This window comes from Shimia abyssi, from assembly GCF_003014475.1.
GTDB classification, from domain to species: Bacteria; Pseudomonadota; Alphaproteobacteria; order Rhodobacterales; family Rhodobacteraceae; genus Shimia; species Shimia abyssi.
The window spans coordinates 67,308-93,690 of record NZ_PYGJ01000006.1 but is presented as its reverse complement, the minus strand read 5'-3'; the positions used below and the strand labels follow the sequence as shown (position 1 = coordinate 93,690).

The window sequence follows — 26,383 nt, the reverse complement described above, 5'->3', positions numbered from 1 at the left end:
ACATGACAAAAGACTTCAACGACAGCGCACCAGACACCACCAACCGCCGCGCCTTTTTGACCGGAGGTGGCTTGGCCCTGGCTTCCGCTGTCGCCGCGGGTGCCGCCACTGCTAACACATCTGACACCGAACTTTCTGGTCAGGCAAACCCAAACGGCCGTTTTTCCGGCAAAGTTGTGGCGATCACTGGCGGCAACTCGGGTATCGGAAAAGCAACCGCCGAGGCGTTTGCTATGGAAGGCGCAAAAGTGTTCATCACCGCACGTCGCGATGCACTGGGTAAGGAAGTTGAATCTGCGATCCGCGCCAAGGGTGGCGACGTCACCTGGATGGTGACTGACGTACGTGAAGCCGCGCAGGTCGAGCGTTTCATAAATGCTGTAGTTGAACAGGGTGGAAAGCTGGACGTGCTGTTCAATAACGCCGGTATTTTCATGACCCCGGCATTGGTAGAAGACATCTCGGTTGAAAACTTTCAGGACATGATGGCCACCAATGTCGAAGGTGTCTTTTACGGTATGAAATACGCGTTGCCACAGATGAAAAAGCAAGGTGGCGGCTCGATCGTGAATATGGCTTCGGTTGCTGCCCATCGTGGCTTTGGCTTTACTGGCCACTACAGTGCCTCCAAGCACGCGGTGCGTGGCCTGACCAAAGCAGCGGCAAAAGTCTCGGCCAAAGACAACATCCGCGTCAACTCGATTTCACCTCTCGCGGTTGATACGCCGATGTTGGAAGAAAGCTTTTCTTATCAAGGCGTAACTTACGAACAAATGGCCCCCAACTTCGTCACTCCACGCATTATGGACGCGCATGAAATGGCTGTGGGCGTGATGTTCCTGGCCTCGGACGAAGCCAGCGCCATCAACGGCATGGATCTGGACGCCACAGGCGGCCAACTGGCCTAATAGTAGGCTGCCCGGCCCCAACGTAGGGCCGGGCAACGACCCTGAGGAATGATAATGACACAAGAAATCACGAACGCTGTTCAGCGCTTCTTTTCGGCGGTCGACGGGCGCGACTGGCAGGCCGTTGAGGCGCTGATGAGCAGTCCATTTCACCTAGACTATTCCAGCTTTGGCGCAGGGCCAGCCGCGGAATTGACGCCAGCGGATATTCTGACGGGCTGGCGCACGGTTTTGCCCGGGTTCGATGCCACCCAGCACCACCTTGGTCCGCTCGATATCCAGATCACTGGCAACACCGCAAAGGTGAAGGCCACGGTTATTGCCACCCACTTTATCGCAGGTGTTGAAAATGGAGATACTTGGACAGTGCATGGTGACTATGTTTTGCGACTGATCGACGACGGCGAATGGAAGCTGTCTGCGAACACCTTCAATTTTAGATTTCTGACCGGAAACACCGAACTCCCTGCGCTTGCCCAATCGCGCGCCGCCACCTGAAGTTAAGGAAATTGGCAATGAAAAACTATCTGACTGCCGCCATTTTCTTTGTTGGCACAACCTCCATCGCTGTTGCTGAAATCTCTGACGAGCAACAGGTTCTGAACACGATCAACAATGTGGGCTATTACGCTGACCAGTTGAACTGGGAGGCCGTTGCAGACCAATTTCACCCCAAAGGTGCCGTTCTGGACTATGCGTCTTATGCCAACGCGTCGGCAGGAACCTCTGCCGATCTGCCCACCTTGTTGCCGGAGCAAATTGTAGGCGCTTGGCAGACGGTTTTACCGGGCTATGACCGCACACACCATCTGATGGGCACTGAAAGCGTACAGGTTAAGGGCGACGTCGCCACCACGACCGCCAATGTTTATGCCACACATATTCTGGAAAACGAAGGCGAGGATATCTGGGTATTCATCGGTGACTACCAGCACGAGCTGGTAAAAACTGACGACGGTTGGAAAATCACCTTCATGCGGGCCAACTTGCGTGCCCAGCTTGGCAACGAAAACTTGCCAACCCTCGCAACAGAACGTGTCGCCGCAGGCGGCAATTAATTCGGTCAGAGGTAGATCCCATGCTTAAACAAAGTCTTATTGCACTGGCCATTCTTGCGCAGCCTGTTCTTGCAGAGGATCTGCCGACCGCCATTACGTGTTACGAATCCAGCACCAACGCCAAAGATATCGACGCGTATATGGCGTGTTTTACGCAAGATGCCGAGATGATCGATGTTTCGCGGACGTTCAATGGTCAGGACGCGATCCGCGCCTGGGCCCTGCGCGAGGTAATTCCACAGGGCGAGAATTTTGCCCATCGCAAGATTCTTGAATCCGATAGCGGCTATGCCAAGACCGAGGTGAATTGGCTGAGCTGGGTGGTTCACTATTCTTATTGGTGGGATGCCGAAGGCAAGATCACCACCATGTCCCTACAGTACGCAAACTAAGGAGGCCATCATGAAACGTGCACTTGTGACTGGTGGCAACCGCGGCATCGGCATGGCTATCGCCAGCAAACTGGTTGATCATGGCCATGATGTGGTGATTGGATCGCGTGATTTGGCAGCTGGTGAAAAGGTCGCCAACAAGCTTGGTGCCACCGCCGTCGAACTTGACCTGTCCGACCCTCAATCCATTGCCCAAGCTGCGAAACAGGCTGGGCCGGTTGATATCCTCGTGAATAATGCGGTCATTCTTGGCTCCGGCAGCCTGTTAAACGACCCGAAGGATTTTGCCGACAGCATGGCCATCATGGTGCATGGCCCCTATCTGTTGATGCATCATCTGACCCCTCATATGGTCTCTCAGAGGTTTGGTCGGGTCGTGAATGTTTCGTCCGGTTGGGGCGCATTTTCAGATGGAGTGGCCGGTCCGGCGGGATATGGCGTTGCAAAGGCTGCGTTGAATGCGTTGACGGTGGCCACCGCTCGGACACTTCCAAACAGCGTCAAAGTCAACGCGATGTGCCCGGGATGGGTACGCACCCGCATGGGCGGAATGGGGGCCAGCCGCTCGCCTGACCAAGGTGCGGACACCGCCATTTGGCTCGCCACCCTTCCGGCCTCCGGGCCCACTGGCGGCTTTTTCAGAGACCGTAACCCCATCAACTGGTAGTACACATGACAGATACTTATCAACAGATCGTCCGCGCTTTCATCGCGGATTGGTTCTCTCGTTTTGATCGGTTGGAGCCGATTGACGCCTTTCTGCCGGACCTGCATCCCCAAGTGGACTGGGACATGATGGATGTGGATCGCTCACTCTTTGGTCATGACCGTGTGCGCGCTTGGTACGTTGGCGTGTTGCAGACTTTGAAAGCGCCGACGGAACATCATGTCAGTGACATAGAAGTCGGTGACGGGGAAGCTTCCTTTAACGTTCTCTTTCGCGCCAAAACCTATGATGGCGCCACCATACAAGCCAATGTGCACGAACGTTGGTGCTTTGACATCCGCGCCGATGGCCGTCCCCTAATCACAAAATACACCGCACAAATGATCGAAGACACAGACAAATGAAAACCCTCGTACTGACGGCCCACACTGATCTGGGCAACTCACGCATCAACCGCACTTGGTTTAACGCGCTGTCTGAAGCTGATAGCGTGACCACCCGCGACCTCACGGCCGTTGGAGGGGCGGAGATGCTTTTTGATATTGAAGCGGAACAAGCGTTGCTTTTGGCGCACGATCGTATCGTGTTCCAGTTTCCATTCTATTGGTACTCTGCACCCGCCGTATTAAAAGCCTGGACGGACCAGGTGCTCAGCTACGGCTTCGCACATGGACCTGGCGGTGACGCGCTAGAAGGGCACGAGTTTCTAATTCTTGTTTCCACCGGAGGCCCGGCGGACAGCTATCACGCCGGAGGCTATAACAGTTATTCGATGGATGAGTTTCTGAAACCGTTCCAGCAGACCGCCAATCTCACCGGAATGGTCTATCTGCGCCCCTTCGTTTTTCATGGTATGGCGTTGGCGACAGATGAGCAAATCGAGGAAAGCATTCCAGCAATGTTGGCCCACCTGACCGACCCAGAGTTGGATCCGCGGGTGAAAAAGGCGCGGCTTTTGAAGTTGCTGGAAGGCGATGCCGCGAAAACCGCTGAGAATAGCTTGACCATGTCGACGAGCGCGGCCCCCACGTAGAATATTCTTTTGAACTGCGGCCATTCCAGCAATATTTTGAGAATGGCCGCCTTCCACTGTTTCGAACCAATACCGCATTCCAAATGGGCGTCTGGTTAGCGCGCATTTGTGAAACGGTCATAAAAGAGACAGTGAAAGACTGTTTCACAAATGATGGTTGGGGCTGATGGTGACCGCGCCGATGTCACTATGGCACTGTGATTGAATGGCAGAACACATGTGATCCTCCATCTCTTGAGAAAAAGCACTGTAGGATGAGTTTCATCGGTTGGCCATTTGGAACTCTGTTGCTGGATCAGACCGAGCGGGTAATACCGCCGTCGACACGGATGTTTTGGCCAGTGATATAAGCACCGCCTTCCGAGGCTAAAAAGGCGACAGTCGCCGCAATTTCCTCGTAAGATTTTCCGTAACGTTCCATTGGAATTTTCGCCATGAAATCAGGGTTTTCAGGCAGGCTATTAATGAAACCCGGCAACACGTTATTCATGCGCACATTGTCGGCCGCGTATTTGTCCGCAAACAGTTTGGAATAGGCCGCAAGGCCCGCTCGCATCACACCCGAGGTCGGAAAAACCGGGTCGGGTTCAAACGCGGCGAAGGTTGAGATGTTGATGATTGTGCCGGATTTCTGTTCAATCATGATAGGAGCTACAATTCGGGTGGCACGCACCGAATTCAAGAAATAGACTTCCATGCCTTCATGCCAGTCGTCGTCGCTTATCTCGAGAATAGGCGCGCGCGGGCCATGCCCAGCTGAATTGACCAGCACATCCACGCGGCCCCATTTCTCCATGGTCGCATCGACCAACCTTTGCATGTCTTCGCTGGATTTGTTGGTGCCGGTCAAACCGATGCCGCCGAGTTTTTTTGCCAAGGCTTCGCCTTTTCCAGACGATGACAGGATGGCCACGTTAAAACCGTCGGCGGCCAAACGGCGGGCACTATCGGCACCCATTCCGCTACCGCCGCCCATGATGATTGCAACTTTTTGTTCGGCCATTTTTGTTTTCCTCAAATGCACGAGTGTTTTGTCTGCTTTCAACATGGGACATTGTCGTTGGTTTGACTAATCAGTTATTCTGTCTTTAACGTGTAGAATTCCTACAGTCTAAAAGGAGATTTCATGCGTGACATACCCCCTCTCAATTCATTGAAGGCCTTTGAGGCGTCTGGTCGGCATCTAAATTTTCGTTTGGCAGCAGAAGAATTGGGGGTCACTCAAGGAGCCGTCGCACAACACGTCCGATCCCTTGAAAAAATGTTGAAAATCAAGCTATTCGAGAGGATGCCACGAGGGCTGTCTCTGACCAACGAAGGGCGGCGCTATCTGCCACCACTGCGCCGAGCCTTTGACATGATAGCCGAGGCCACCGAAAACCTTGCGCCAAGAGATGCTGTCGTCACGATAAGCGCAACACCATCGTTTGCAACAAGATGGCTGGTGCCGCGCCTGGGTGATTTCGCTGCTGAATTTCCAGATATACGGATCCGGCTGGATGCCTCGAACGCCTTGGCAAACTTTCAGAACGACGGGATCGACATTGCTATTCGGCAAGGTAAGCCGCCTTTTGGGCCGGGTCTTGTTGCTGATGCGTTATTCGACACCCGGATCATCGTTGTTTGTCATCCCGATTTGCTGGTGGGCCCCTACCCGATCCGGTCGCCAGAGGATTTGCGCCATCATATTCTGTTGGAAGACGCACATGGCCAATGGCCTGTGTTTCTTGAGGCCGCTCTTGGCGATGCCCGGATGCCGGATATCAAAACCATGAACTTCAGCCAAACGTCGTTGGCCATTGATGCGGCAATTGCGCGGCAAGGCGTAGCGCTGACCAATCCGGCGCTGGTAGACGACGATTTGCGCGAAAACCGGTTGTGCCAACCATTTTCGTTTTCTCTGGAAACGAACGAAGGGTTTTATGTTGTCTCGCCTCGGGAGCCCCGCAATCCGTTTTTGGTTTCCATCGTCGGAGAATGGTTGCGGAAGCAGAGCTGATCTCGGATTGGATCGCCAGTTAACCTGGCTTTGGCGACCCGGACTGCCACAATTTCGCAGACTGTTTTTCGGACGTAACGCAACTTCCTTTTTTGAAAAAGCAATGCATCTGCGCGTTTAAGTCACGTAATTGAACGTTCTTACCGCAGGGCTTCACAGCTTTTTGTGGCTGAGACTGTTTTCGCTCGTTTCAGGCATTTGAAAACGCGACGCCGCCGTCGACGATAATGACCTGACCGGTGATCATGCGGCTCATATCAGAGGCAAGGAACAGCACGCTGCCAACAATATCCTCCGGGACCAGCGCGGTGGGAATGCATTGTTGTTTAAGGTGTTCCTGCACGCTTTCGGGTGTGAGCCAGAGTTCTTGTTGGCGCGGGGTTATAACCATGCCAGGCGCGACGGTGTTTACCCGAATTCCATGCGTCCCCAGCTCTCGGGCAAACCCGCGCGAGAGAGAGGTGATTGCGGCGTTTGATGCGGTGTAGATTGGAAATCCACCCAGTCCCATCATATAGGCCACCGACGAAAAATTTATGATCGCGCCACCGCGAGCGGCGCGCATTGCAGGCATAACTGCCTGACAGGCAAAGAAATATGACTTCAGATTGATGTCACTCGACCATTTCCAGAATGCTTCGTCCACGTCCTCGGTGGCATGGCGGCTATCATTTGCGGCGTTGTTGACCAGCACCTCGATCTCTCCATGCGCCGCTGACGCTTGCCCGATCGCGTCGCGCAAACCATCAGTGTCGGTGATATCGCAGGGAATAAAGAGCGGACGCTCGCCGTGCTTGGTGGCCATTTCTTCGACAAAGGGCGTCGCGTCTGTTCGCTGAACAAACGCGACCTTGGCGCCTTGTCGCAAGAACCCCTCGCTCAATGCGGCGCCGATGCCTGAGCCACCGCCGGTGATAAACACCGATTTCCCGGCCAGATCTGGCAAAACCGCCACAGGTTCTGGGCGGCTTGTGCCCCCCCAATCCTGCATCAGCCCAGTTTGACCCACGCGCCGTTTCGCGCGGATGACGTGACACATGCGTTGACAAAATGCATACCCTGAAGCCCTTCGGTGATACCGGGCAGGTCCTTGCCGTCGGCTGTGCCACGGATCAGCGCGGCGGCGTCAGAGTAAATGTTGGCAAATCCCTCAAGATAGCCTTCGGGATGACCACCGGGGGTGCGGGTCAGGTGCGCCACACTATTGGACATGCCAGCCCCACCGCGCGTGAGCAACCGGGTCGGCTCGCCAAACGGGGTAAAGGCCATGACGTTTGGATTTTCCTGAGCCCATTCCAAGCCGCCCTTGCTGCCATAGACCCTGATCCGCAAACCGTTTTCATTGCCTGGTGCAACCTGACTGCACCACAGCATTCCGCGCGCGCCGCCCTCAAAGCGCAGCATGACATGGGCATTATCATCAAGGGCGCGGCCAGACACAAAGGACTGAATGTCAGCTGCCAGACTGTCCGGGGTCAGTTGGGTGATGAAACAGGCAAGGTTAAACGCGTGCGTGCCGATATCCCCGGTTGAACCACCCGCCCCCGAACGTGTCGGGTCTGTGCGCCAAGCAGCCTGTTTGTTGTCGTCATCTGCGGCTTCGGTCAGCCAATCCTGAGGGTATTCGACCTGCACAACGCGTAGTTCACCCAGATCACCCGCTGCCACCATCTCGCGCGCTTGGCGCACAAGAGGGTAGCCAGTGTAGTTGTGGGTCAGAATGAACTTGGCATCGGACTTTTCCACGGCGGCTGCAAACTTGCGCGCGTCTGCCAGCGTTGACGTTAGGGGTTTGTCGCAGATCACATGAATGCCGCGCTTGAGGAACTCGCGCGCGGCGGCAAAATGAACGTGGTTTGGCGTGACAATCGAAACGGCCTCGATCCCATCCTTAAGGCGCGCCTCGCGGATCGCCATGGCCTTAAAGTCATCATATGTCCGGTCAGCGGCCAGCCCCAACGCCACGCCCGAGGCTTGGGCCTTTTCGGGCGTGGATGACAGGGCCCCAGCGACCAGTTGATATTCTCCATCAATGCGTGCGGCGATGCGGTGCACCGCGCCGATAAAGGCGTCATTGCCGCCGCCCACCATGCCCAATCTGATTGGTGCCATGTCGTTCTCCTCCGTAGGGGGCCGCCCCCCGTTTTCTTCATACTAGCTTAAGTCAGCTGATCCCAAGCATCCGGCGATTGGCTGCTTCGTCGGTGCCGCCGCCGGCAAAATCATCAAACGCGCGTTCGGTGACACGAATAATGTGATCGTTGACAAACTGCGCACCTTCTCTGGCCCCGTCCTCTGGGTGTTTCAGACAGCATTCCCATTCGACCACGGCCCAGCCATCAAAATCATTGGCGGCCATTTTCGAAAAGACGGCGGCAAAATCGACCTGTCCATCGCCTAACGAGCGGAACCGCCCTGCCCGATCGACCCATGATTGGTAGCCCGAATAAACGCCCTGCCGCCCGGTTGGATTGAATTCTGCATCTTTGACGTGGAACATTTTGATGCGGTCTTTGTAGATGTCGATATTATCAAGATAATCAAGGCATTGCAGCACATAGTGGCTGGGATCGTAGAGCATGTTGCAACGGGCATGACCGTCCAGACGATCAAGGAACATCTCAAACGTTACACCGTCATGCAGGTCTTCGCCTGGATGGATTTCATAGCATACATCGACACCCATATCCTCGGCGTGATCAAGGATTGGCTTCCAACGGCTGGCCAACTCGTCAAAGGCGGTTTCGATCAGTCCGGCGGGCCGCTGTGGCCAAGGGTAGATAAAGGGCCAGGCCAGCGCACCGGAAAAGGTTGCATGTTCTGTGATGCCAAGGTTTTTGGAGGCACTTAGTGCCAGTTTGACTTGCTCAACTGCCCACGCCTGACGGGCCGTTGGGTTGCCGCGCACCTCTTCGGCAGCAAAGCCGTCAAACGCCTCGTCATAGGCCGGGTGTACCGCGACCAGCTGGCCTTGCAGGTGGGTCGACAATTCGGTGATCTCAACGCCATTCTCTCGGGCGACGCCGGTGATTTCGTCGCAATAGGTGGTAGAACTGGCCGCCTTTTCCAAATCAAATATCCGCCCGTCCCAGCTTGGGATCTGCACCCCCTTGTAACCGCACTCAGCCGCCCATTTTGTAATGCTGTCCCATGAGTTAAATGGCGCTTCGTCCCCCGCAAACTGCGCTAGAAACAGCGCCGGACCCTTGATCGTTTTCATCTTTATCTCCCAGTTATGTGTTTTGTTTCAGTCCTACCGCATCCAAAGAAGTGCGGATATGGCGAAACCCCTCGCGGTAAACGTCTTCGGGGCTTTCGGCGAAATCGCGCCAGACTTTGGTCGCGGCGGCCAAATCTGGTAGCCCACGGCCAAAGCTCTCGATTGTCAGCCAGCCATCATATCCGATGTCGCGTATGGCCGCGAAGGTTTCATCCCATGGAATATTGCCGCGCCCCGGCACGCCTCGGTCGTTTTCTGAAATATGAATGTGAGAGACATGAACCGCATTGCGAACAAGCGCACCAATAGGATCGGCTTCCTCGATATTGGCGTGAAACGTGTCATACATGGCGCAAATTCTTGGGTGATTTATCTCATCCAGATGGGCACAAAGTGCATCCATTGTGTTCACCAGATAGCATTCAAACCGGTTCAGCGCCTCAAGCCCAACGGTGATCCCCAAAGATGCGGCATGATCGCCAATCTCGCGCTGACATTCGATCGAATACGCAAATTCCGTTGCCGTCGGGCCGGTTCCCGTGAAATGCCCAAGAGTGGAATGAAGTGGCCCGCTGACCTGGGTCGCGCCAAGAGCTGCGGTGTTGTCGAGCGCCCATTTCATGTAATCGACACCTGCTTGTCGCTCGCTCCTTTGGGGCGAAATCAAGTTCATTGCCGGATCCCCAATCGCGGTAACGGCGGTGCGCTCAAGACCGATATCATCTAGTAAATTCGCAAGATCTTTGTAGTCGTTTTCCACGCCTTCAAACACTGGAATTTCGACCCCGTCAAATCCCGTATCGCGTATGTCGCGCAGCAACGCCTCGAATGTTGGATCGATTTTTGTCGCCCACAGGAACATGCACATTCCGATTTTCAACGGATCCCCTCCTAAAATGCATATCTCGCAAAATACGCAATCTGGTATTACCAATTAGTATCCTGCGTTCGTCTTTATGTCACGAAAAACCTATCCATGCTACCCGCGTCAACGGTGAAACACCTCGAATTTTGCTGCATAACTGTAAGATTACTTGGTGTTTTGGCGTTTTTTGCATCGGGGCTTGACCCGATAGGAACTTATCGTCAATCTGGTCTAACCAGTTTGCCGGTGGATTCGAGCGCTGAAATGGATCGGGTTACGCCAGCTTGTTTGCCGAGGAGGGGCACATGCATCTTTCAACACACAACTGGATGCGGGCAGAGCCGTTGGAAACAACCGTGCGCCGGATCAAGCAATATGGATACGAAAGCATCGAGATTTCGGGCGAGCCCGAGCAGTATGATGTGGGCGACACACGGGCGTTGCTCAAGGACACAGGGATGCGGTGTTGGGGGGCGGTGACGCTGATGCTGGAGGAGCGCAATCTGGCCGCGCGAGACGAAGGCCAGCGCGCCGCGTCGATCCAGTACGTTAAGGACGTAATCACCATGGTGTCTGATCTTGATGGAGAGATCATCACGCTGGTGCCCGCCACTGTCGGCAAGGTGGTACCAGATGGCACACCCGAAGAAGAATGGGCCTGGATGGTTGAGGCAACCAAAGAATGCTTCGATCATGGCTGGGCCAAGGGTGTCAAAATCGCCATTGAACCCTTGAACCGGTTTGAAACCTATTTCTTCAATCGGTGCGCGCAGGCGCTCGCCCTTGCAGATGCCGTGTCACCGCATTGCGGCGTGTGTCTGGATGCCTTCCATCTAAATATCGAAGAGGAAGACATGTATGATGCGATCCGTCTGGCCGGAGATCGCCTGTTTGATTTCCACGTTGCCGACAATAACCGGTTCGCCGCTGGTCTTGGCTCGCTGGATTGGCCCAAAATTGTCGCAACGTTGAAAGAGGTCGGATATGACGGCGCATTGACCAACGAGTTTGTGGCGCCTGTCGACAGAACCCCGGCGGCCCCCTACCCCGATATGGTCGAAACCGATCCGGTCGATATTTCGCCTGAACAGCTCAAGTTCATTGAAGACCACGGATCGAGCGTGCTCTCAGAGAAATTCTATGCCGATCAGATGCGGATCACCGCAGAAACGCTTTTGCCGTTGATGAAGTAACGCTCTTTCAGCGGATAAGACCCCCGGCGCTTTCTCTCCCAAAGCGCTGGGGCGAAAGGAAAAATATGCGTGTCAAATCTGTTCAGGCCTGGTGGATCCAGTTTCCGATTGAAACCCTGCGCCAACATGTGAGCGACTTTGGTCGCTTAACCACCTTTGACGCCGCCATTGTTCGGATCGAAACCGATGACGGGTTGATCGGCTGGGGAGAAGGCAAAAACGCCGCCGGAAGCGCCGGGTTTTACGGCACGCTTGTCCATATGATCAATACCGAGTTTGGGCCGAAAATCATAGGTCGTGATCCGGCAGATGTGACATTTATCTGGGAAGATCTTTACAATGGCGTGCGCGCGGATAAGGCAAAGGCGCACGGGCATTCGATGCCCGATCTGGCGCGTCGCGGTTTGAGCGTTGCGGCAATCAGCGCGATCGATATCGCGCTTTGGGATATCCTTGGAAAATCGCAAGGCGCACCGGTCTGGAAGCTGTTGGGCGGACGCAAGGCCGACCGCCTGCCTGCCTATGCTTCTGGTGGTTGGGAAAGTGCTGAGCATATTGGCGAACAGTTGACCTCTTACATCGACAAAGGCGGGTTTCGCGCCGTCAAAATGCGTGTCGGTGCGATGGATGCCAATCCGCACGCCTCTGCGGAACGGGTTAAGGCGGCACGACGCGCAATTGGACCTGATGTTGAGCTAATGGTCGACGCACATGGGACATTCTCGGTTGGCACAGCGCGGCGTTTTGCCGAAATGGTGCGCGATTGTGATCTGGCGTGGTTCGAGGAACCTATTAGCGGTGACGACAAACAGGGTATGGCCGAGCTCAGGGCTTCGACCCGGATCCCAATTGCCGCAGGTGAATCCGAGGCAACCCGGTTTGATTTCCGGGATCTAGCAACACTGCGCGCGGTAGACATATTCCAGCCCGATCCGGGCTATGCCGGTGGCATCACGGAATGTATGCGCATTGGCACACTTGCAAGCACATTCAACCTTGGGTTTGCGCCGCACTTATGGGCGGGCGCGCCGTGCTTTTTTGCAGGCTTGCATATTTGCGCGGCCAGCCCGGCCAGCTTCACCGTCGAATACTCGCTGGGCGCTAATCCAATGATCCATGATCTGGCTGAGGAAACGGTTGCGGTAAGTGACGGAATGATCCAAATACCGGAAACTCCCGGCTTGGGTTTGAGTATCAGTGACAAGACCATAAAGGATTTTGCGGTTCAGGGATGACGCTTCAGGAAAAAACATTTCTTCCCGCTCTTGCGGTATACCTTTTTTCAGCGGCCAAGGAATCCGGTGGGAAGGCACCTTCTGAGCGTGAGTTGGCCGAGCATTTTTCAGTAAGTCGCGGGCAGGTACGCGAAGCGCTTGCCATTCTTGAGGCCATGCAGGTTATCGAGCGACGCGCTAAATCGGGGATCTACCTTCAGCCAGAGAACTGGGGGCTCGAAACCATGGCGTTTTACGCCCGCGCCGGGATCGCACTGGAGCCGCAGCAGATTTTTGAAGCGGTGGAAGTGCGCCGTATCCACGAAACATCAGCCGCAGAAATGGCGGCAGAGCGGGCGACGGATGAAAACTTTGAGCGGATCCGCGATATCCTGTCGCGCTCAGAGGCCAAGATTGCTGTCGGTGAGGGGCTTGAAGAGCTAGATCACGAATTTCACCTCGAGATCGTGCGCGCGACGCAAAACTCGGTGTTTCTCAAGATTTGCACGTCGTTTTACGCGCTGAGCGAACAACGCTTGAAGCTGTATTTCAACACGGTTGAACGCAGCCAGAAATCTCATATGGATCACTGTCAGATCTTTGATGCGTTGGTTGCGCGCGACGCGCGGTTGTCCAAAGCTTTGATGAACTCTCACTTGCGCGGAGCCGCCAGTTACTGGAGCGAGATTTTGGAGAGCTCGCAGGAACAGGGCTGAGCGGATGCGGATTTTTTCGACGCATTCCCTGGATCCCGGCGTGACACAAGACCTGCGCGATCTAGGCGACTATTCCATTGCTAAGTCCCCTACTCCGGCGGACATTATGCAGGGTAGCCAAGGCGCGGATATCATTGTGGTGCGCGCGCCAATTGATCCCGCGATCATCCGGCGCGAGCCGCAACTGCGGGCCTTGGTTCGGCACGGGGCCGGGCTTGACATGATCCCGGTTGAGGTGGCGACAGCAGTTGGTGCATTGGTTGCCAATGTGCCCGGCGCAAATGCCGTGACGGTTGCAGAGCATGTCATTTGGTCAGCGCTATCGCTGCTCAGACGCAACCCGGAAGTGACAGTTGATCTGCACCGCAACGGGTGGGAGGCCGGCCGGCAACATTCCGTTTCTGGGCGCGAATTAAGCGGCAAGACGCTGGGTATTATTGGGTTTGGCAATATCGGCCGCCAGATCGAGAAGATCGCCACACATGGCTTTGCCATGAACGTTGTTGCAGCAACACGGACACCTGCACGCCTGCCCCCTTCGGTACCCGCAGTATCAATAATCGAACTGTTGCAAGTGTCTGATGTTGTGGCTTTAACTTGCCCGTTGACCGATGAGACGCGGGGGTTGATTGATGCTGCCGCCGTGCAAAATATGAAACCACGAAGCATATTGGTAAATGTTTCGCGTGGGCCGGTGGTGGACGAGACTGCCCTGATTGACGGTTTGCAGTCCGGGCATCTGGGTGGAGCTGCACTGGATGTGTTTTCCACACAGCCACTGGCGCGCGATCATCCTTTCATGTCGCTCAACAATGTGATTTTGACACCCCATATGGCAGGAATTACCGAAGAAAGTATGCGCCGCATGGGCGAAGGAGTGGTGAAAGAAGTTCGCCGGATCATCTCGGGCGAACTTCCTGAAAATTTTTGCAACCCCGAGGTCGAAAGCGCCTATCGGGCAAAGTTTGGCTAGGCCGATACCGCGAGGTTGATCCCGGTTCCGCGATCAAACATCAGCACCTTCTCGGGTTTCCATCCAAAGCGTACGCTGTCATCCAGTTTCACTGACATTTGCGCGGGCACAGTTGCGTGTAACCGGTTTTGCCCCACATCCAGTGTCAGGATTTTGATCACACCATGATCCTCGATGTCAAACACACGTCCCTCGACAGGCGCACCGGATTCGAGTGTCACATCCTCGGGGCGAATACCAAAGGTTAGCTCTCTGCCGTCCTTACCGCTGTTCGCGACCACCGGCAGAGTAAACGCGCCGGCCCCAATTTGCGCGCTACCTGCCGACAATTGGCCGTCCAACAGGTTCATCGGCGGCGAGCCAACCGCGCGGGCGACAAAGGTGTTCACCGGGTTAGAATAAACTTCGGCGGGTGTGCCAACCTGGACCAGCTTGCCCCTGTTTAAAACCCCGATCTTGTCACCCATCGACATGGCCTCAACCTGATCGTGGGTTACAAACAGAAACGTCGCGCCCAGCTCATTATGCAGCTTTTTCAACTCCACCCGCAGCACTTCGCGCAGCTTGGCGTCCAGCGCTGAAAGCGGTTCATCCATCAAAAAGACCCGCGGTTCGCGCACAATCGCACGGCCAATCGAAACGCGCTGCATCTCACCCCCGGAAAGGCGCTCGACCTTGCGATCCAATAACGGGGTGATGTGCAGTGTTTCCGCAGCCTGATCAACGCGTTGCTTGATCTGTTCCTGGGTCATATTGCGGATTTTTGATTTCAGCGGGAATTCCAGATTTCCACGAACGGTCAAACGTGGGTAAAGCGAATATTGTTGCAACACCAACGCCACATCTCGTTCAGCGGCATTCCAGTCAGCAACATTCTGACCATCAATTAACACTTGGCCTTCATTGGGTTTTTCCAACCCGGCAATGATGCGCAACGTAGTTGTTTTTCCCGCACCCGTCTGGCCCAGAAGAACGAAAAACTCGCCGTCTTCTATCGTCAGGTCCAGCCCGCGCAGCGCTTTGTTTACGCCAAAGGTTTTGGAGATATTCTGAAGCTTAATCTGTGACATCAGTTTGTCCCTCTGAGTGCCTGCCCGCTGTCGCGGTCAAAGAAATGCGCCTGTAGCGGGTCAAGTCCGACCCAGACTTTTTGACCTTCGCTCTTGATGAAGCCGGCCTCGGTGCGGGATCGCAAAACAGTATCGCCAACCCGAACATCCACGATGTCGTGGCTGCCAAGTGGTTCGACATTTGTGGTTTCCACTTCGATGGCGCCGTGGGCCGCGTCATGGCTGAGCAGAACCGCCTCGGGGCGGATCCCAAGCGAGAGTGGCGCGCCATTCAGATGGCTCACCACTTGCCCCGGAAATTGAAACCCTTGCTCGTTTCCACCGATCACCACACGGGCATCGCCACTTAGGGCGACATCAGTAACGTTCATCACCGGGCTGCCGACAAACTGAGCCACAAAAAGGTTAGCGGGGCGCAGATACACTTCCTCGGGCGCGCCGATCTGTTGCAGAATACCGTCATTCATAATGACAATGCGGTCCGCCAGCGACATCGCTTCGATCTGGTCATGGGTGACATAAACCGAGGTCGAGCCGCGCGAGATGTGCAGACGCTTAATCTCGGCCCGCATTTGTTCGCGCAGCTTGGCATCCAGCGCACCAATCGGCTCATCCATCAACAGCGCCTTGGGGCGGCGCACCAAGGCACGGCCAATCGCCACCCGCTGCATATCACCGCCAGAAAGCGCAGAAGGTTTGCGGTTCAACAGCGGTCCGATTTGTAAAATATCGGCCACTTCCTTAACCGCGGCCTCGCGATCACTGGTGTTCATCCGCACGGCACGCAGAGGGAAGGCGATGTTTTCGTAAACACTCATATGCGGATAAAGCGAGAAGCTCTGGAACACGAAGGCAATATCACGATCAGATGCTTTCTTGTCCTGCACTTCCGCTCCGTCGATCAGGATCTGCCCGGATGTGACACTTTCCAGCCCGGCAATAGAGCGCAGCGTCGTGGTTTTACCACAGCCGGATTCACCCAGCATCACCACAAATTCTCCATCAGCAATGGTCATGCTGACGTCTTTGAGCACCTCGACCGGACCAAAGAACTTGCCAATATTTCGTATTTCAATTTCAGCCATCAGACCAAATCCTCTGGTTCATCATCCGCGACCTCTGGTTCGGGCGGAATTTTGGATGTGATCATGAACGAAACCAGCCCCGTTAATGTCAGGATCAGGCCGTTGTTATGCAGCCAGAAACTCCAGGGTTGGCAAAGGGCGATGATACCAAAGATCATCAGGCCCTGCGCGCCCGGTTCGAAGTATTTTTTGTTGAGCTGTTTAAAGGTCATTTGCGGATCGCTCCGAAGGACATGCCGCGCAGGAGATGGTTCCTGAGCAGGAAAGTGAAGATTGCAACCGGCAACAGGAAGAGAAATGTCCCGGCTGCAATCACCGTCCAGTCAGGCAAGCCTGACCCAACTTGGCTCGGGATAAACGGAGGTGCGGTTTGCGCCTTGCGGTTGGTCATGATCAGCGCAAACGCATACTCGTTCCAGGCTGTGATGAAACAGAATACCGCTGTTGCTGCGATGCCGGTCATCGCTTCGGGGAGCACGATCTTGAAGAAGGCCTGAATACGGGTATAGCCATCGACCAGCGCCGCCTCTTCGTATTCTCGCGGGATCTCGTCGATGAACCCTTTCATGATCCAGACCGAGAACGACAGGTTGAACGCCGTGTACAGGATTATCAGCCCCAGATGCGTGTCGTTTAGCCCCACCGTTCGATACATCAGGAACATCGGGATCGCGACCACAACAGGTGGCAGCATCCTTGTCGACAAGATGAAGAACAGCAGGTCGTCTTCCCCTTTCACCTTGAAGCGTGAAAACCCGTAGGCCGTAAGCGTGCCCATACTGACCGCAAGCGCGGTTGAGATTATCGAGACAATCAGCGAATTGCGGAACCTCTTGCCATAACCCGAGGGTCTGACTTTCTTGGTTTTTCCGGACCGCACCACCTTTTCGCCGCCATCCAGAACCATTTGCTCCCACCAGGGGGCCGCATCGTAGGTTTCCTGATCTACCGGCTGGCGCAGTTGAGAGCGTTTGACAAACAGCTTAACAAAGGGCGCAATTGTCGGCTCGAACACCACTGTCGGAGGGATGGTCGTGGCGAGGTTGCGCGGCTTAAACGCGGTTGACGTGATCCAGTAGATCGGAGCCAGCATGACAACCAGAGCCACCAATACAGCCGCGATTGCCGCCCGGTTGACCCAGACTTCGCGTTGAGAACGAACAGCGGCCATCTCAGCGCTCCTTCACTTTGTTTAGGTATTTCACGTAGATCATGGTGATCCCCACGACCATAACGAGCACGATGTAGGCGAATGCCGAAGACAGCCCGGTCTGCCATTCAAGGAACGCCATCTTGTAAAGGCGGATCGCGATCAGCTCGGTTGTTGGCTGGCTCGACAGGATGTAGGCCAGATCAAACGTCTTAAACGCTTCCATCGTGCGGAAAATGATCGCGATCATCAGGATCGGTGCGACCAGCGGGAGCGTGATGCGGAAAAATGTGTAAAACGTGCCCGCCCTGTCAATCTCGGCCGCCTCATAGAGGTGCTTGGGAACCGCCGAGAGACCGGCAAGCGACAGCAGCATGACAAAGGGTGACCACATCCAGATATCGGTGATGGCCACGGCCCACAGCGCCATATCCGGGTTGGCGAGCCATTCGAACTTACCAAGGCCGAGCGAGTGATTGATGATGCCAAAGTTGGGATCGTATAGCAGCTTCCAAAACAGGCCGACGACGGCCATGGACAGCATCATAGGCAGTAGCAAAAGGGTGGTGATCAACCCCTTGAACGGCATGTAACGGTTCAAGAGCAAGGCCAGCCCAAACCCGACAATCACCTGACCGCTGACCGAGATCAGCACGTATTTGGCGGTAATGGTGAAATTGCGCCAGATGAATTCGTTGGTCAGCAGGTACGAGTAGTTCTCAAGCCCGACCCAGTTTGCAGGCGCGTTTGTCGACGCCCTAAAATCGGTAAAGCTGGTGTAAAGCGAGAACAGCAAGGGGAAAATATTGAAGATGATGAGGAAAGCAATCGTTGGAAAAATAAACAAATTCCTGATCGATTTGTCGCTCAACCCTCGTGCAGCGGAATGTCCGGCGCGTGGTTCGCTATGTGTCATGACGTCTACCTGTGCCACTGGCCCGGTCCCGTTGTTTTTTTATGTGAGTTGAAATCTGATGGTCCGGGGGCCGCATTGTGCCCCCGGAAAGTGGTCGGTTATTGGGTCCGGCCATATTTCTTGAACGTAGCAGCCCAATCTGCGGCCAGAGCATCAAGCGTCTCCTGTGCTGTTCCTTCATCGCCCACGATGAATGGATACAAACGCTGGTTTGCTGCGGTCAGAAGCTCTGCAAATTCAGGCACGGCCCAGAAGTCCTTGACCTTGAACATGGTCTGATAAAAGGCCTCGTTATAGGGCGTTGCCTGACGGAACTCTTCGCTTTCCAGCGTGGCGGCGTGTGCGGTGTAGCCACCCAGCTCTGCCCAACGTTTTTGGACATCTTCCCGAATGAACCACTCAAGAAACGCGAAAGATTCTTCCTGATTGTCCGAGTAGCTCACGACGGAGATACCCTGCCCGCCCAGTGCTGCGTGCTGAGCACCAGTTGGTCCTGCCGGATTGGCAAAAAAGCCGGTATTGGCCGCATGCGGGTTAGTGGCCTCGTTCAAGAGCGCCGGGAAGAACGCGAAATAGTTCATCGACATGGCCGCAAGGCCTTCGGTGATCGCTTGGTTGTTCTCGACGAAGAAGGTTTTGGCCCAACCCGGAGGTGTATAGCCGTAGAGCTTTTTGTAGTCCTCTAGTGCCTGAACGGCTTGAGGCGAATTCAGGATGCCTTCGACCTCATAGGTTTCGAAGTCGCCCAGTTCTGCGCCGTATGAGAAAATTGCGTTCTCGACGCCCATAACCAACGCGTCATACGAGTTGTCAGTGTAGATCGCGACACCGTAGCGGTCTTCGTCTGGACGGTGAAAGAATTCTGCCATGTCCAGTAGCTGGGCCCATGTAGCTGGCGGCGCGAGATCATAGCCATACTTGGCCTTAAAGGCTTCCATTTCGGCGGGATCTTCAAACCAGTCTTTGCGGTAGGACCAGCCAACCGCGTCACCTTCGGCTGGGATCGACCAGTATTTGCCCGAGTTGCCCGGATATTCCGCGTAATACTTGACTGTCGCAGGCGCCATCACGCCACCGACATTATGCTCGGCAAAGAAATCGGTCATCTCGACATAGTGCCCGCCTTCAGACGCCGCGCCCAACCACTGGCTGTCGCCGACAATCATGTCATAGGCAGACCCGCGCGCATTGAACTCGGTAAAGGCTTTGGTCTGAAAGTCCGACCACGGCGTGGTCTCGACTGTGACCGAAATTCCAGTTTCTTCTTCATATTCATTTACGAGTTCCTGCAAGAAGTTCGCTGGATCCCATTCCGCCCAGAAGATCACGAGATCCTCCGCGTTTGCGGCTGTTACAGCCATTGTGGACATTGCCACACCAGCGAACAGGCCTTTCAGTTTGGTAGACATTTGTAACTTCCTCCCAGTTTTATGTCTGTTTGTCCGACACGACTGGTCGGACCATTCACAAAGAAGCGGGCGATTATTCTTTTATTATTCTCCCGCGTCACCTCATTTTGGTACTACCAGTTTTAGCCATGTGTCAACAAAAATAACTATTCGCACATTTTTCGAAGCAAATTTAAAACCTTAAAATACAATAAGTTAAAAATACTCAACGCAAGAACTTTGTCAAAATGAGTTACAAGGTTGCAAAAAATTCGATCCAAAAATTAAAACAATGCTACTATTCTGGTATGGCCAGATTGCAGATTCGAAATTCAGGTATCTTCCAGCGTCACTCGCGTCAGCGCCTCGGCTGCCCAGACGACCACGTCTTCGGCCTGTGCACCATCAAGGCCACAAATGTCATTCAGAACGGTCAGCGCCTCAACACCAAACAGAACGGCAAGCACCTGCGACAGTCGTTCTTTTTCTACCGATGGCGGAACGCCTTCAAGCGCACGCCCTATCAGCTCCATACGATGCCCACGGATCGGCGCATTGTCGTCTGCTTGGCTTCCCGCCGCTCCCGCTTCGAGCTCGACACGCAGAGCCGCCTTAAAGGTTGCTTCGTTGCGCACGATACGAGGAAAGGAAAACCGGATCAGATCACTGACCCGCGCGTCAGCTGCGGTCAGCTCGGAACGCCATTCCAAAATGGGCCCCAATGTTTCCCCTACAACGGCGCGCACCATCGCTTCCTTGGTTGGGAAGTACCGATAGGCGGTCGAACGCGAAACCTCCGCCGCTTCCGCCACCTCGCTCACCGACGGCGACAACCCGTCCTGCATCATGTGCCGTGCAGTGGTCAGCATCAGCTTGCGGGTTCTGGCGCGGGCCCCTTTCAGTGGGGCTGGGTCGCTTTGTTGACGTGGTACGTTCATGTCAATATGGTACGGCAGTCTCATAATGATATCAATATCCCATTTTTGGACACTGCACGAGACCCGGTTTTCGCAAGAGGAACAATCAGTTGACCGCGATATATGTTGTAGGAACAGCAGACACCAAGGGCGACGAACTCGCGTATTTACGTGCGATTCTCGAACCAAGTGGCACACCGATTAAGGTGGTGGATGTCGGCATTCGCAGGCCCAATTGCGCCGTGGATATCACCGCACAAGAGGTTGGCGCGGCGATGCCGAACTTTGATTCTTCGGTCTTTGAGAGCGACGACCGCGGCGCAGCTGTAAGCGCCATGAGTACGGCATTTTCCGCATTCTGCACCATGCACAAGGAAGACATCGCCGGAATACTTGGCATTGGGGGCGGCGGTGGGACGTCCATCATTTCCGCCGGTCTGCGCGCCCTGCCCTACGGCATTCCCAAGATGATTGTTTCAACTCTGGCGTCGGGCGATACATCTGCCTTTGTCGGAGTTTCTGACACGATCATGGTGCCTGCGATCACAGATCTGGCTGGGCTAAATAGAGTCAGTCGCCAGGTTTTGCACAATGCGGCTCATGGATTACTGGGAATGGTGCATAACCCTGCACCTGTGACCAAAGACACGAAGCAAGCCGTCGGGCTTTCTATGTTTGGCGTCACGACACCCTGCGTCACACATGTCGCCGACCTGATCGCGGGCACTGTCGATCCTCTTATTTTTCATGCCACGGGGACAGGCGGGCAAACGATGGAGCGGCTGGCCGAAGAAGGCAGTCTGTGTGGTTTGATCGACGTGACCCTAACTGAGCTTTGCGACTTTCGGGTGGGCGGCGTGTTGCCTTGTCTTCCTGAAAGGCTTGATGTGGTGGCGCGCGGGCAAATCCCTTGGGTGGGTGCCCCCGGCGCGCTGGACATGGTCAACTTCTGGGCACCAGACACGGTTCCGGCAATTTTTGCGGACCGAAAATTCTATCACCACAATCCGAATGTCACACTGATGCGGACAACCCCGGCTGAGAATGCCGATTTTGGCCGGTGGATCGGGGAAAAGCTGAATGCCTGTGGGGGGCGAGTTACCCTATTGATACCAGAAAAGGGCGTCTCTATGCTCGATATTGAAGGCGGAGAATTTTGGTGGCCCGAGGCAAACGCCGCCCTCTTCAACGCATTGGAAGACACCATCCAAATCACCAAATCACGGCAGGTCACACGCCTGCCTTATCACATCAACGACCCAGAATTTGCCGCCGCCTTGGCCGCAACATTCCAGAAGCTCACTGAGGACTGAACATGCCAGCCATTGCCCGCGCCACAATCCTGAAAAACTTACAAGCCTTGATCGATGACGGTCGCCCGATCATCGGAGGGGGTGCTGGAACAGGTCTTTCGGCCAAATCAGAGGAAGCCGGTGGGATTGATTTGATTATCATATATAATTCAGGGCGTTACCGGATGGCTGGGCGTGGTTCTGCTGCCGGTCTGTTGGCCTATGGCAACGCCAATGAGATCGTCAAGGAGATGGCGGTCGAGGTATTGCCGGTCGTGCAGCGCACCCCGGTTCTGGCCGGTGTCAATGGAACCGATCCTTTTGTGCTGATGCCCCAATTTCTGGCCGAGCTAAAGGCGATGGGGTTTTCCGGTGTCCAGAATTTCCCAACGATCGGCCTATTTGACGGCGCAATGCGTCAGAGCTTTGAAGAAACCGGCATGGGATACGCGCTCGAGGTCGACATGATCGCACAGGCGCACACGCTTGACCTTTTGACCACACCCTATGTGTTTACCCCCGACGAGGCCGTCGCCATGACCAAGGCGGGCGCAGATATCATTGTCGCCCACATGGGTGTGACCACCGGCGGCACCATTGGTGCCACATCCGCCAAAACGCTGGACGATTGCGTGGTGGAAATTGATGCGATTTCGGCAGCGGCACGTTCTGTACGTGAAGACGTTATTATCCTGTGCCATGGCGGCCCGATCTCGATGCCCGACGATGCAGCCTATGTTCTGGCGCACTGCGACCGATGCCATGGTTTCTATGGCGCAAGCTCGGCCGAGCGACTACCCGCTGAAGTGGCCATTCACGAGCAAATTCAAACCTTTAAATCCATTTCCATGCAGGGGAGCTGACATGCCTGACACAGACACCTTCTTTAACTATCCCAATGATGTGGACAATTATGGGTTTGATTGGGGGCGGCTGGCGGTCACGCTGGCCCCACAGGTGAACGGGGCCAAAACGTTCTCAGCAGCCGTAGTACATGTGCCCCCCGGCAAAGGTCATGACCGGCATAATCACCCCGGTTCAGAGGAGATTATATTTATCGTTAAGGGCACAGGCGCCCAGATGGTCGAAGACGAAAACGGTGTACCACACACAAAAACTGTGGGCCCCGGTTGTACCGTTTTTATTCCCGAAAGCAGGTTTCATTCGACCCTGAACACTGGTGACGAGCCGATGGAAATTTTTGTAGTCTACTCACCCGCAGGCCCCGAAGAACTTTTAAAAGAACTCCCTGATTTCCACGTTATCCCTAAATCCGCCCTCGGAGGTTGACCATGTCCTACCATCTTGCCAGCTCAGTTGAAGATCTGCCTTACAGCTTCGCCCATCTTGATGATCTTATGGAAGCGGCGGGGCTTGATGTTTTGATGATCACGTCAAAGCACAATGTGAAATACCTGTTGGGCGGGCATCAGTTCATCTTTTTCACGGCGATGGATGCCATCGGTCACAGCCGGTATTTGCCGTATCTTTTGTATTTCAAAGGTGCTGTCGACAAGACCGGCTATGTTGGCAATGTCATGGAGGCGGGCGAGCATCGGAACCACCCGTTCTGGGTGCCGCATTTTATGCCTGCCAGCTGGGGATCAACGGATGCAACACAAGCCGCTTTGGCACATCTCAAGGAGATGGGGGTTGCATCACCGAGGATTGGTCTTGAGCGCGCGTTTATACCGTCAGATGCGCATGACATGATTGTCGACGCCTACCCCAACGCAATGCTGTCAGACGCTGGCGATATTTTGGAAACTCTGCGCGCGATCAAATCTGAAAAGGAACTGACGCTGCTGCGCCGTGCGTCAGACGGTATTACCGACGCGATGCAGGCAACCATGGCTGCAACGCGCGCAGGCGACAGCAAGACCGACATCATCGAGCGTTTGCGCCGCGAAGAGACAAACCGCGGTCTGGCCTTTGACTATTGCTTGTTGACCCTTGGCAGCAGCCACAACCGGGCCGCCGGTCCGCAAACGCTGGCCGAGGGTGAAATCATCTCGATGGATTCAGGTGGAAACTTGCACGGATACATCGGTGATATCTGCCGCATGGGCATCCTGGGAGAGCCGGATAGCGAACTGAACGACTTGCTGAACGAAGTCGAAACCGTCCAACAAGCCGCCTTTGGTAAGGTGCGTGCAGGCACCACGGCTGGTGATGTTATCGCCTATGCGCAATCCGTGATGCAGGCAAACCCCAACAGCGCCTGCACAGATTTCTTTGGGCACGGCATGGGGTTAATCAGTCATGAGGCACCATTCATCATGACCAACCACCCGGTGCGTTATGATGGCACCGACGCAGACAAGCCCCTGCAAACGGGCATGGTTCTCTCGTTGGAAACCACGATGCTGCACCCTACACGTGGTTTCATCAAACTCGAAGACACCGTCACCGTGACAGACACCGGATATGAGATGTTTGGCACCACGGGGCGTGGCTGGAACGCTGTTGGTTCTGCTTCTGTTTGAATAATGCACACAGGTGTTTGCGCTGTGTCAAATCTTTAGGGCCTCCCACGGTGGGGCCCTGCCAATTTCCGTAATTAGGAAATCCATAAAGACCCGCACTTTGGGCGAAACCACGTTGGATTTCGGGTAGATCAGCCAGAGAACATTCGCCTCTGCGCCTTCGTAATCCGGCAGCACGCGCACCAGATCTCCGGTGCGGAGTTCTTCGTGCACGCTCCAGAGCGCGTTTAGCGATATTCCCGCTCCTGCCAGGGTGGCCTGTTTCTGGCTAAGGCCGTCATCCATGATCAACTGGCCTTGCGCGGCACCGGGGTTGAAAGTCGCCGTTTCACCAGAGCTCGATTTTAGTGGCCGCGCCCCCGGATGCCGAAACGCAATAAGCTTGTGGCTGGTCAGGTCGGAAGGTGTTTCAGGCGTGCCTTGCGCATCCAGATAGGCAGGCGCGGCGCACAGGATTCGCGTATCATCCGCCAGCTTGCGCCCCTTGAGGCTGGTATCCACCAAAGGCGCGTTGCGCAGCGCAAGGTCATAGCTGCCCTCGATCAGGTCAAACTGAACATCCGACAGTTTAAGGTCCAATGTAATGTCCGGATACTGATCCAGAAACTTTGGCAGGATCGGTGCGATATAAATCTGCGCAAAACTGCTGGGCGCGGCAAAACGCAGGGTGCCGCTGATATGCGTCGCACCCTTTCCCAATGCAGCAAGCGCCGCATCCTCTTGGGCTATCATCTCTCGTGCAAAGGGCAGAAAATCGGCACCTTCCAAGGACAGAGAAACCTTGCGTGTTGTGCGGTGCAACAGCTCGGCACCGACACTGTGTTCCAGCTTTGCCAATTTGGCGCTGGACACGGCAGGCGCCATACCCAGTTCGCGCCCGGCTGCGCTGATATTCAGCATATCAGCGGCCAGAATGAACAGGCGCAACCCGTCTGTGTCGATACTCATTATATTCGAAACCCGAATTTTTATTCCCGACATAGGTCGTTTATTCGCTGAATGCCAGCATATATGTCTAGCTTCATCGAAGGACGCAACATTCAGGAGCGCAGCCAGATGGCACGCACAGCCACAGTCAACTACCATGTTCATAAAGCCGAACGCCAAGCGTTTGAGCTGGACGCGGGTGGTGTCGTTGGAACTTTGATCTCACCCGAACTTGCACCGACACATGTGCACCTGACTGATCTGCGCGGGTCGGCAAGTGACGTTCGATTTGAACAGGACGCGGTCGAGTTCGTGACCCTGCCAAGTTCGGTGAATGCGTTCACCTCAGACCATTGGCAAAAGACCTATGACCGCGAGCTGACGCAGTTTCTGACAAATCGGTTGAACACCCGCGAGGTCGTGATCTTTGACCACACCATGCGCGAGGATAACCCAGATGCGACCCGTAAACCGGCGCGCAATGTGCACAGCGACTATAGTGAAGATGGTGCAAAACAGCGGTTGGTTAGCCTGCTTGGTGCGGATCGGGCCAAGGAATGGAGCGACGGCCACTATGCCTTCATTAACATTTGGCGACCGGTTGAGGCAGTAATCAACAGCGCACCACTCGGGTTTGTGCGACCCTCAACCGTCGATCCGACAGACTGGATTTTGCTCGACCTGATCTATCCCGATCGCAAAGGCCAATTCATGGGGCTTGCCGGCAACCCCGGCCATGAATGGCTGTATCAGTCCAAAATGACGCCGCAAGAGATTGCGTTCTTTAACATTTATGACAATCGCGGGCTGCCTTCGATTGCGCTTAGCGCGCTGGACATGGTCGAGGACCCGAACGTCACCACCATTCGCAAGAGCATCGAAAGCCGCACGCTGGTACGTTACTAATCGGAGGG

General features: G+C 55.0%; 30 protein-coding genes. 17 read left to right on the top strand and 13 right to left on the bottom strand.

The annotated features are described in order from the left end of the window. Window positions 1-2: 2 nt before the first annotated feature. The 7 genes from CLV88_RS11680 to CLV88_RS11650 are packed head-to-tail and all read left to right on the top strand — an operon-like array spanning window position 3 to window position 4,058. Window positions 3-908, top strand: a complete 906-nt coding sequence (locus tag CLV88_RS11680) for an SDR family NAD(P)-dependent oxidoreductase (RefSeq protein WP_106608581.1) — start codon at window positions 3-5, stop codon at window positions 906-908. 54 nt (window positions 909-962) lie between these two features. Next, window positions 963-1,406: a nuclear transport factor 2 family protein gene (locus tag CLV88_RS11675; RefSeq protein WP_106608580.1), complete on the top strand. Its 444-nt coding sequence runs from the start codon at window positions 963-965 to the stop codon at window positions 1,404-1,406. 17 nt (window positions 1,407-1,423) lie between these two features. Further along, window positions 1,424-1,966, top strand: coding sequence for a nuclear transport factor 2 family protein (locus CLV88_RS11670; RefSeq protein ID WP_106608579.1), 543 nt, complete (start codon window positions 1,424-1,426; stop codon window positions 1,964-1,966). Between the two features lie 20 nt (window positions 1,967-1,986). Beyond that, window positions 1,987-2,358: a nuclear transport factor 2 family protein gene (locus CLV88_RS11665; RefSeq protein WP_106608578.1), complete on the top strand. Its 372-nt coding sequence runs from the start codon at window positions 1,987-1,989 to the stop codon at window positions 2,356-2,358. Between the two features lie 10 nt (window positions 2,359-2,368). Continuing rightward, entirely contained in the window at window positions 2,369-3,025 is a 657-nt protein-coding gene (locus CLV88_RS11660) for an SDR family NAD(P)-dependent oxidoreductase (protein ID WP_243403645.1), read from the top strand. A gap of 5 nt (window positions 3,026-3,030) precedes the next feature. Beyond that, entirely contained in the window at window positions 3,031-3,429 is a 399-nt protein-coding gene (locus CLV88_RS11655) for a hypothetical protein (protein ID WP_106608577.1), read from the top strand. After that, window positions 3,426-4,058, top strand: coding sequence for an NAD(P)H-dependent oxidoreductase (locus CLV88_RS11650; protein WP_106608576.1), 633 nt, complete (start codon window positions 3,426-3,428; stop codon window positions 4,056-4,058). The genes CLV88_RS11655 and CLV88_RS11650 overlap by 4 nt, the downstream gene beginning before the upstream one ends. Window positions 4,059-4,353: 295 nt before the next feature. Here the strand turns inward: CLV88_RS11650 and CLV88_RS11645 are convergent, their stop codons facing one another. Next, window positions 4,354-5,061, bottom strand: a complete 708-nt coding sequence (locus CLV88_RS11645) for an SDR family oxidoreductase (RefSeq protein ID WP_106608575.1) — start codon at window positions 5,059-5,061, stop codon at window positions 4,354-4,356. 123 nt (window positions 5,062-5,184) lie between these two features. Between CLV88_RS11645 and CLV88_RS11640 the strand changes: the two genes are divergently transcribed. Continuing rightward, window positions 5,185-6,057, top strand: coding sequence for a LysR substrate-binding domain-containing protein (locus CLV88_RS11640; RefSeq protein WP_106608574.1), 873 nt, complete (start codon window positions 5,185-5,187; stop codon window positions 6,055-6,057). Window positions 6,058-6,247: 190 nt separating this feature from the next. Here CLV88_RS11640 and CLV88_RS11635 read toward each other — a convergent pair whose 3' ends face one another. From CLV88_RS11635 to CLV88_RS11620, 4 genes are read right to left on the bottom strand one after another with little or no spacing between them, the layout of a single operon-like run. Next, window positions 6,248-7,048 carry an SDR family NAD(P)-dependent oxidoreductase gene (locus tag CLV88_RS11635; RefSeq protein ID WP_106608573.1) on the bottom strand — a complete coding sequence of 267 codons (801 nt, stop codon included), beginning with the start codon at window positions 7,046-7,048 and terminating at the stop codon, window positions 6,248-6,250. Next, entirely contained in the window at window positions 7,048-8,169 is a 1,122-nt protein-coding gene (locus tag CLV88_RS11630; protein ID WP_106608572.1) for a Gfo/Idh/MocA family protein, read from the bottom strand. The genes CLV88_RS11635 and CLV88_RS11630 overlap by 1 nt, the downstream gene beginning before the upstream one ends. Window positions 8,170-8,221: 52 nt before the next feature. Continuing rightward, window positions 8,222-9,277, bottom strand: a complete 1,056-nt coding sequence (locus CLV88_RS11625; RefSeq protein WP_106608571.1) for a sugar phosphate isomerase/epimerase family protein — start codon at window positions 9,275-9,277, stop codon at window positions 8,222-8,224. 13 nt (window positions 9,278-9,290) lie between these two features. Continuing rightward, on the bottom strand, window positions 9,291-10,157 hold the full coding sequence (locus CLV88_RS11620; RefSeq protein ID WP_106608570.1) for a sugar phosphate isomerase/epimerase family protein: 867 nt from the start codon (window positions 10,155-10,157) through the stop codon (window positions 9,291-9,293). Window positions 10,158-10,447: 290 nt separating this feature from the next. Here CLV88_RS11620 and CLV88_RS11615 point away from each other — a divergent pair, with 290 nt between their 5' ends. From CLV88_RS11615 to CLV88_RS11600, 4 genes are all read left to right on the top strand, one after another. After that, entirely contained in the window at window positions 10,448-11,335 is an 888-nt protein-coding gene (locus tag CLV88_RS11615; protein ID WP_106608569.1) for a sugar phosphate isomerase/epimerase family protein, read from the top strand. Window positions 11,336-11,400: 65 nt separating this feature from the next. Beyond that, window positions 11,401-12,570 carry a mandelate racemase/muconate lactonizing enzyme family protein gene (locus tag CLV88_RS11610; protein ID WP_106608568.1) on the top strand — a complete coding sequence of 390 codons (1,170 nt, stop codon included), beginning with the start codon at window positions 11,401-11,403 and terminating at the stop codon, window positions 12,568-12,570. Further along, complete coding sequence (locus tag CLV88_RS11605) at window positions 12,567-13,265, top strand: FadR/GntR family transcriptional regulator (protein WP_106608567.1); 699 nt, start codon at window positions 12,567-12,569, stop codon at window positions 13,263-13,265. The genes CLV88_RS11610 and CLV88_RS11605 overlap by 4 nt, the downstream gene beginning before the upstream one ends. Before the next feature lie 4 nt (window positions 13,266-13,269). Next, complete coding sequence (locus CLV88_RS11600) at window positions 13,270-14,238, top strand: NAD(P)-dependent oxidoreductase (RefSeq protein ID WP_106608566.1); 969 nt, start codon at window positions 13,270-13,272, stop codon at window positions 14,236-14,238. Here the strand turns inward: CLV88_RS11600 and CLV88_RS11595 are convergent. From CLV88_RS11595 to CLV88_RS11565, 7 genes are all read right to left on the bottom strand, one after another. Beyond that, window positions 14,235-15,308: an ABC transporter ATP-binding protein gene (locus CLV88_RS11595; protein WP_106608565.1), complete on the bottom strand. Its 1,074-nt coding sequence runs from the start codon at window positions 15,306-15,308 to the stop codon at window positions 14,235-14,237. The two genes, CLV88_RS11600 and CLV88_RS11595, sit on opposite strands and share 4 nt — an antisense overlap. Beyond that, a complete protein-coding gene (locus tag CLV88_RS11590; RefSeq protein ID WP_106608564.1) occupies window positions 15,308-16,393 on the bottom strand; it encodes an ABC transporter ATP-binding protein in 1,086 nt (361 codons plus the stop codon). The genes CLV88_RS11595 and CLV88_RS11590 overlap by 1 nt, the downstream gene beginning before the upstream one ends. Next, window positions 16,393-16,605 carry a hypothetical protein gene (locus CLV88_RS11585; protein ID WP_106608563.1) on the bottom strand — a complete coding sequence of 71 codons (213 nt, stop codon included), beginning with the start codon at window positions 16,603-16,605 and terminating at the stop codon, window positions 16,393-16,395. The genes CLV88_RS11590 and CLV88_RS11585 overlap by 1 nt, the downstream gene beginning before the upstream one ends. Next, window positions 16,602-17,564 (bottom strand): carbohydrate ABC transporter permease, encoded by a 963-nt coding sequence (locus CLV88_RS11580; RefSeq protein WP_106608562.1) that lies wholly within the window; start codon window positions 17,562-17,564, stop codon window positions 16,602-16,604. Before CLV88_RS11580 ends, CLV88_RS11585 begins: the two co-directional genes overlap by 4 nt. Before the next feature lies 1 nt (window position 17,565). After that, a complete protein-coding gene (locus CLV88_RS11575) occupies window positions 17,566-18,459 on the bottom strand; it encodes a carbohydrate ABC transporter permease (RefSeq protein WP_165798872.1) in 894 nt (297 codons plus the stop codon). Between the two features lie 98 nt (window positions 18,460-18,557). Continuing rightward, window positions 18,558-19,868, bottom strand: coding sequence for an ABC transporter substrate-binding protein (locus CLV88_RS11570; protein WP_106608560.1), 1,311 nt, complete (start codon window positions 19,866-19,868; stop codon window positions 18,558-18,560). A gap of 311 nt (window positions 19,869-20,179) precedes the next feature. Beyond that, window positions 20,180-20,809 carry a TetR/AcrR family transcriptional regulator gene (locus CLV88_RS11565; RefSeq protein ID WP_207797051.1) on the bottom strand — a complete coding sequence of 210 codons (630 nt, stop codon included), beginning with the start codon at window positions 20,807-20,809 and terminating at the stop codon, window positions 20,180-20,182. Window positions 20,810-20,874: 65 nt separating this feature from the next. Between CLV88_RS11565 and CLV88_RS11560 the strand changes: the two genes are divergently transcribed. From CLV88_RS11560 to CLV88_RS11545, 4 genes are read left to right on the top strand one after another with little or no spacing between them, the layout of a single operon-like run. Then, window positions 20,875-22,077 (top strand): Tm-1-like ATP-binding domain-containing protein, encoded by a 1,203-nt coding sequence (locus tag CLV88_RS11560; RefSeq protein WP_106608558.1) that lies wholly within the window; start codon window positions 20,875-20,877, stop codon window positions 22,075-22,077. A gap of 2 nt (window positions 22,078-22,079) precedes the next feature. After that, complete coding sequence (locus CLV88_RS11555; RefSeq protein WP_106608557.1) at window positions 22,080-22,919, top strand: phosphoenolpyruvate hydrolase family protein; 840 nt, start codon at window positions 22,080-22,082, stop codon at window positions 22,917-22,919. Between the two features lies 1 nt (window position 22,920). After that, on the top strand, window positions 22,921-23,346 hold the full coding sequence (locus tag CLV88_RS11550) for a cupin domain-containing protein (RefSeq protein ID WP_106608556.1): 426 nt from the start codon (window positions 22,921-22,923) through the stop codon (window positions 23,344-23,346). Between the two features lie 2 nt (window positions 23,347-23,348). Further along, window positions 23,349-24,542, top strand: coding sequence for a M24 family metallopeptidase (locus CLV88_RS11545; RefSeq protein ID WP_106608555.1), 1,194 nt, complete (start codon window positions 23,349-23,351; stop codon window positions 24,540-24,542). A 27-nt stretch (window positions 24,543-24,569) separates the two neighbouring features. Here the strand turns inward: CLV88_RS11545 and CLV88_RS11540 are convergent, their stop codons facing one another. Continuing rightward, a complete protein-coding gene (locus CLV88_RS11540; RefSeq protein ID WP_165798882.1) occupies window positions 24,570-25,484 on the bottom strand; it encodes a LysR family transcriptional regulator in 915 nt (304 codons plus the stop codon). A 114-nt stretch (window positions 25,485-25,598) separates the two neighbouring features. Between CLV88_RS11540 and CLV88_RS11535 the strand changes: the two genes are divergently transcribed. Continuing rightward, on the top strand, window positions 25,599-26,375 hold the full coding sequence (locus CLV88_RS11535) for a CmcJ/NvfI family oxidoreductase (RefSeq protein WP_106608673.1): 777 nt from the start codon (window positions 25,599-25,601) through the stop codon (window positions 26,373-26,375). Window positions 26,376-26,383: the final 8 nt, after the last annotated feature.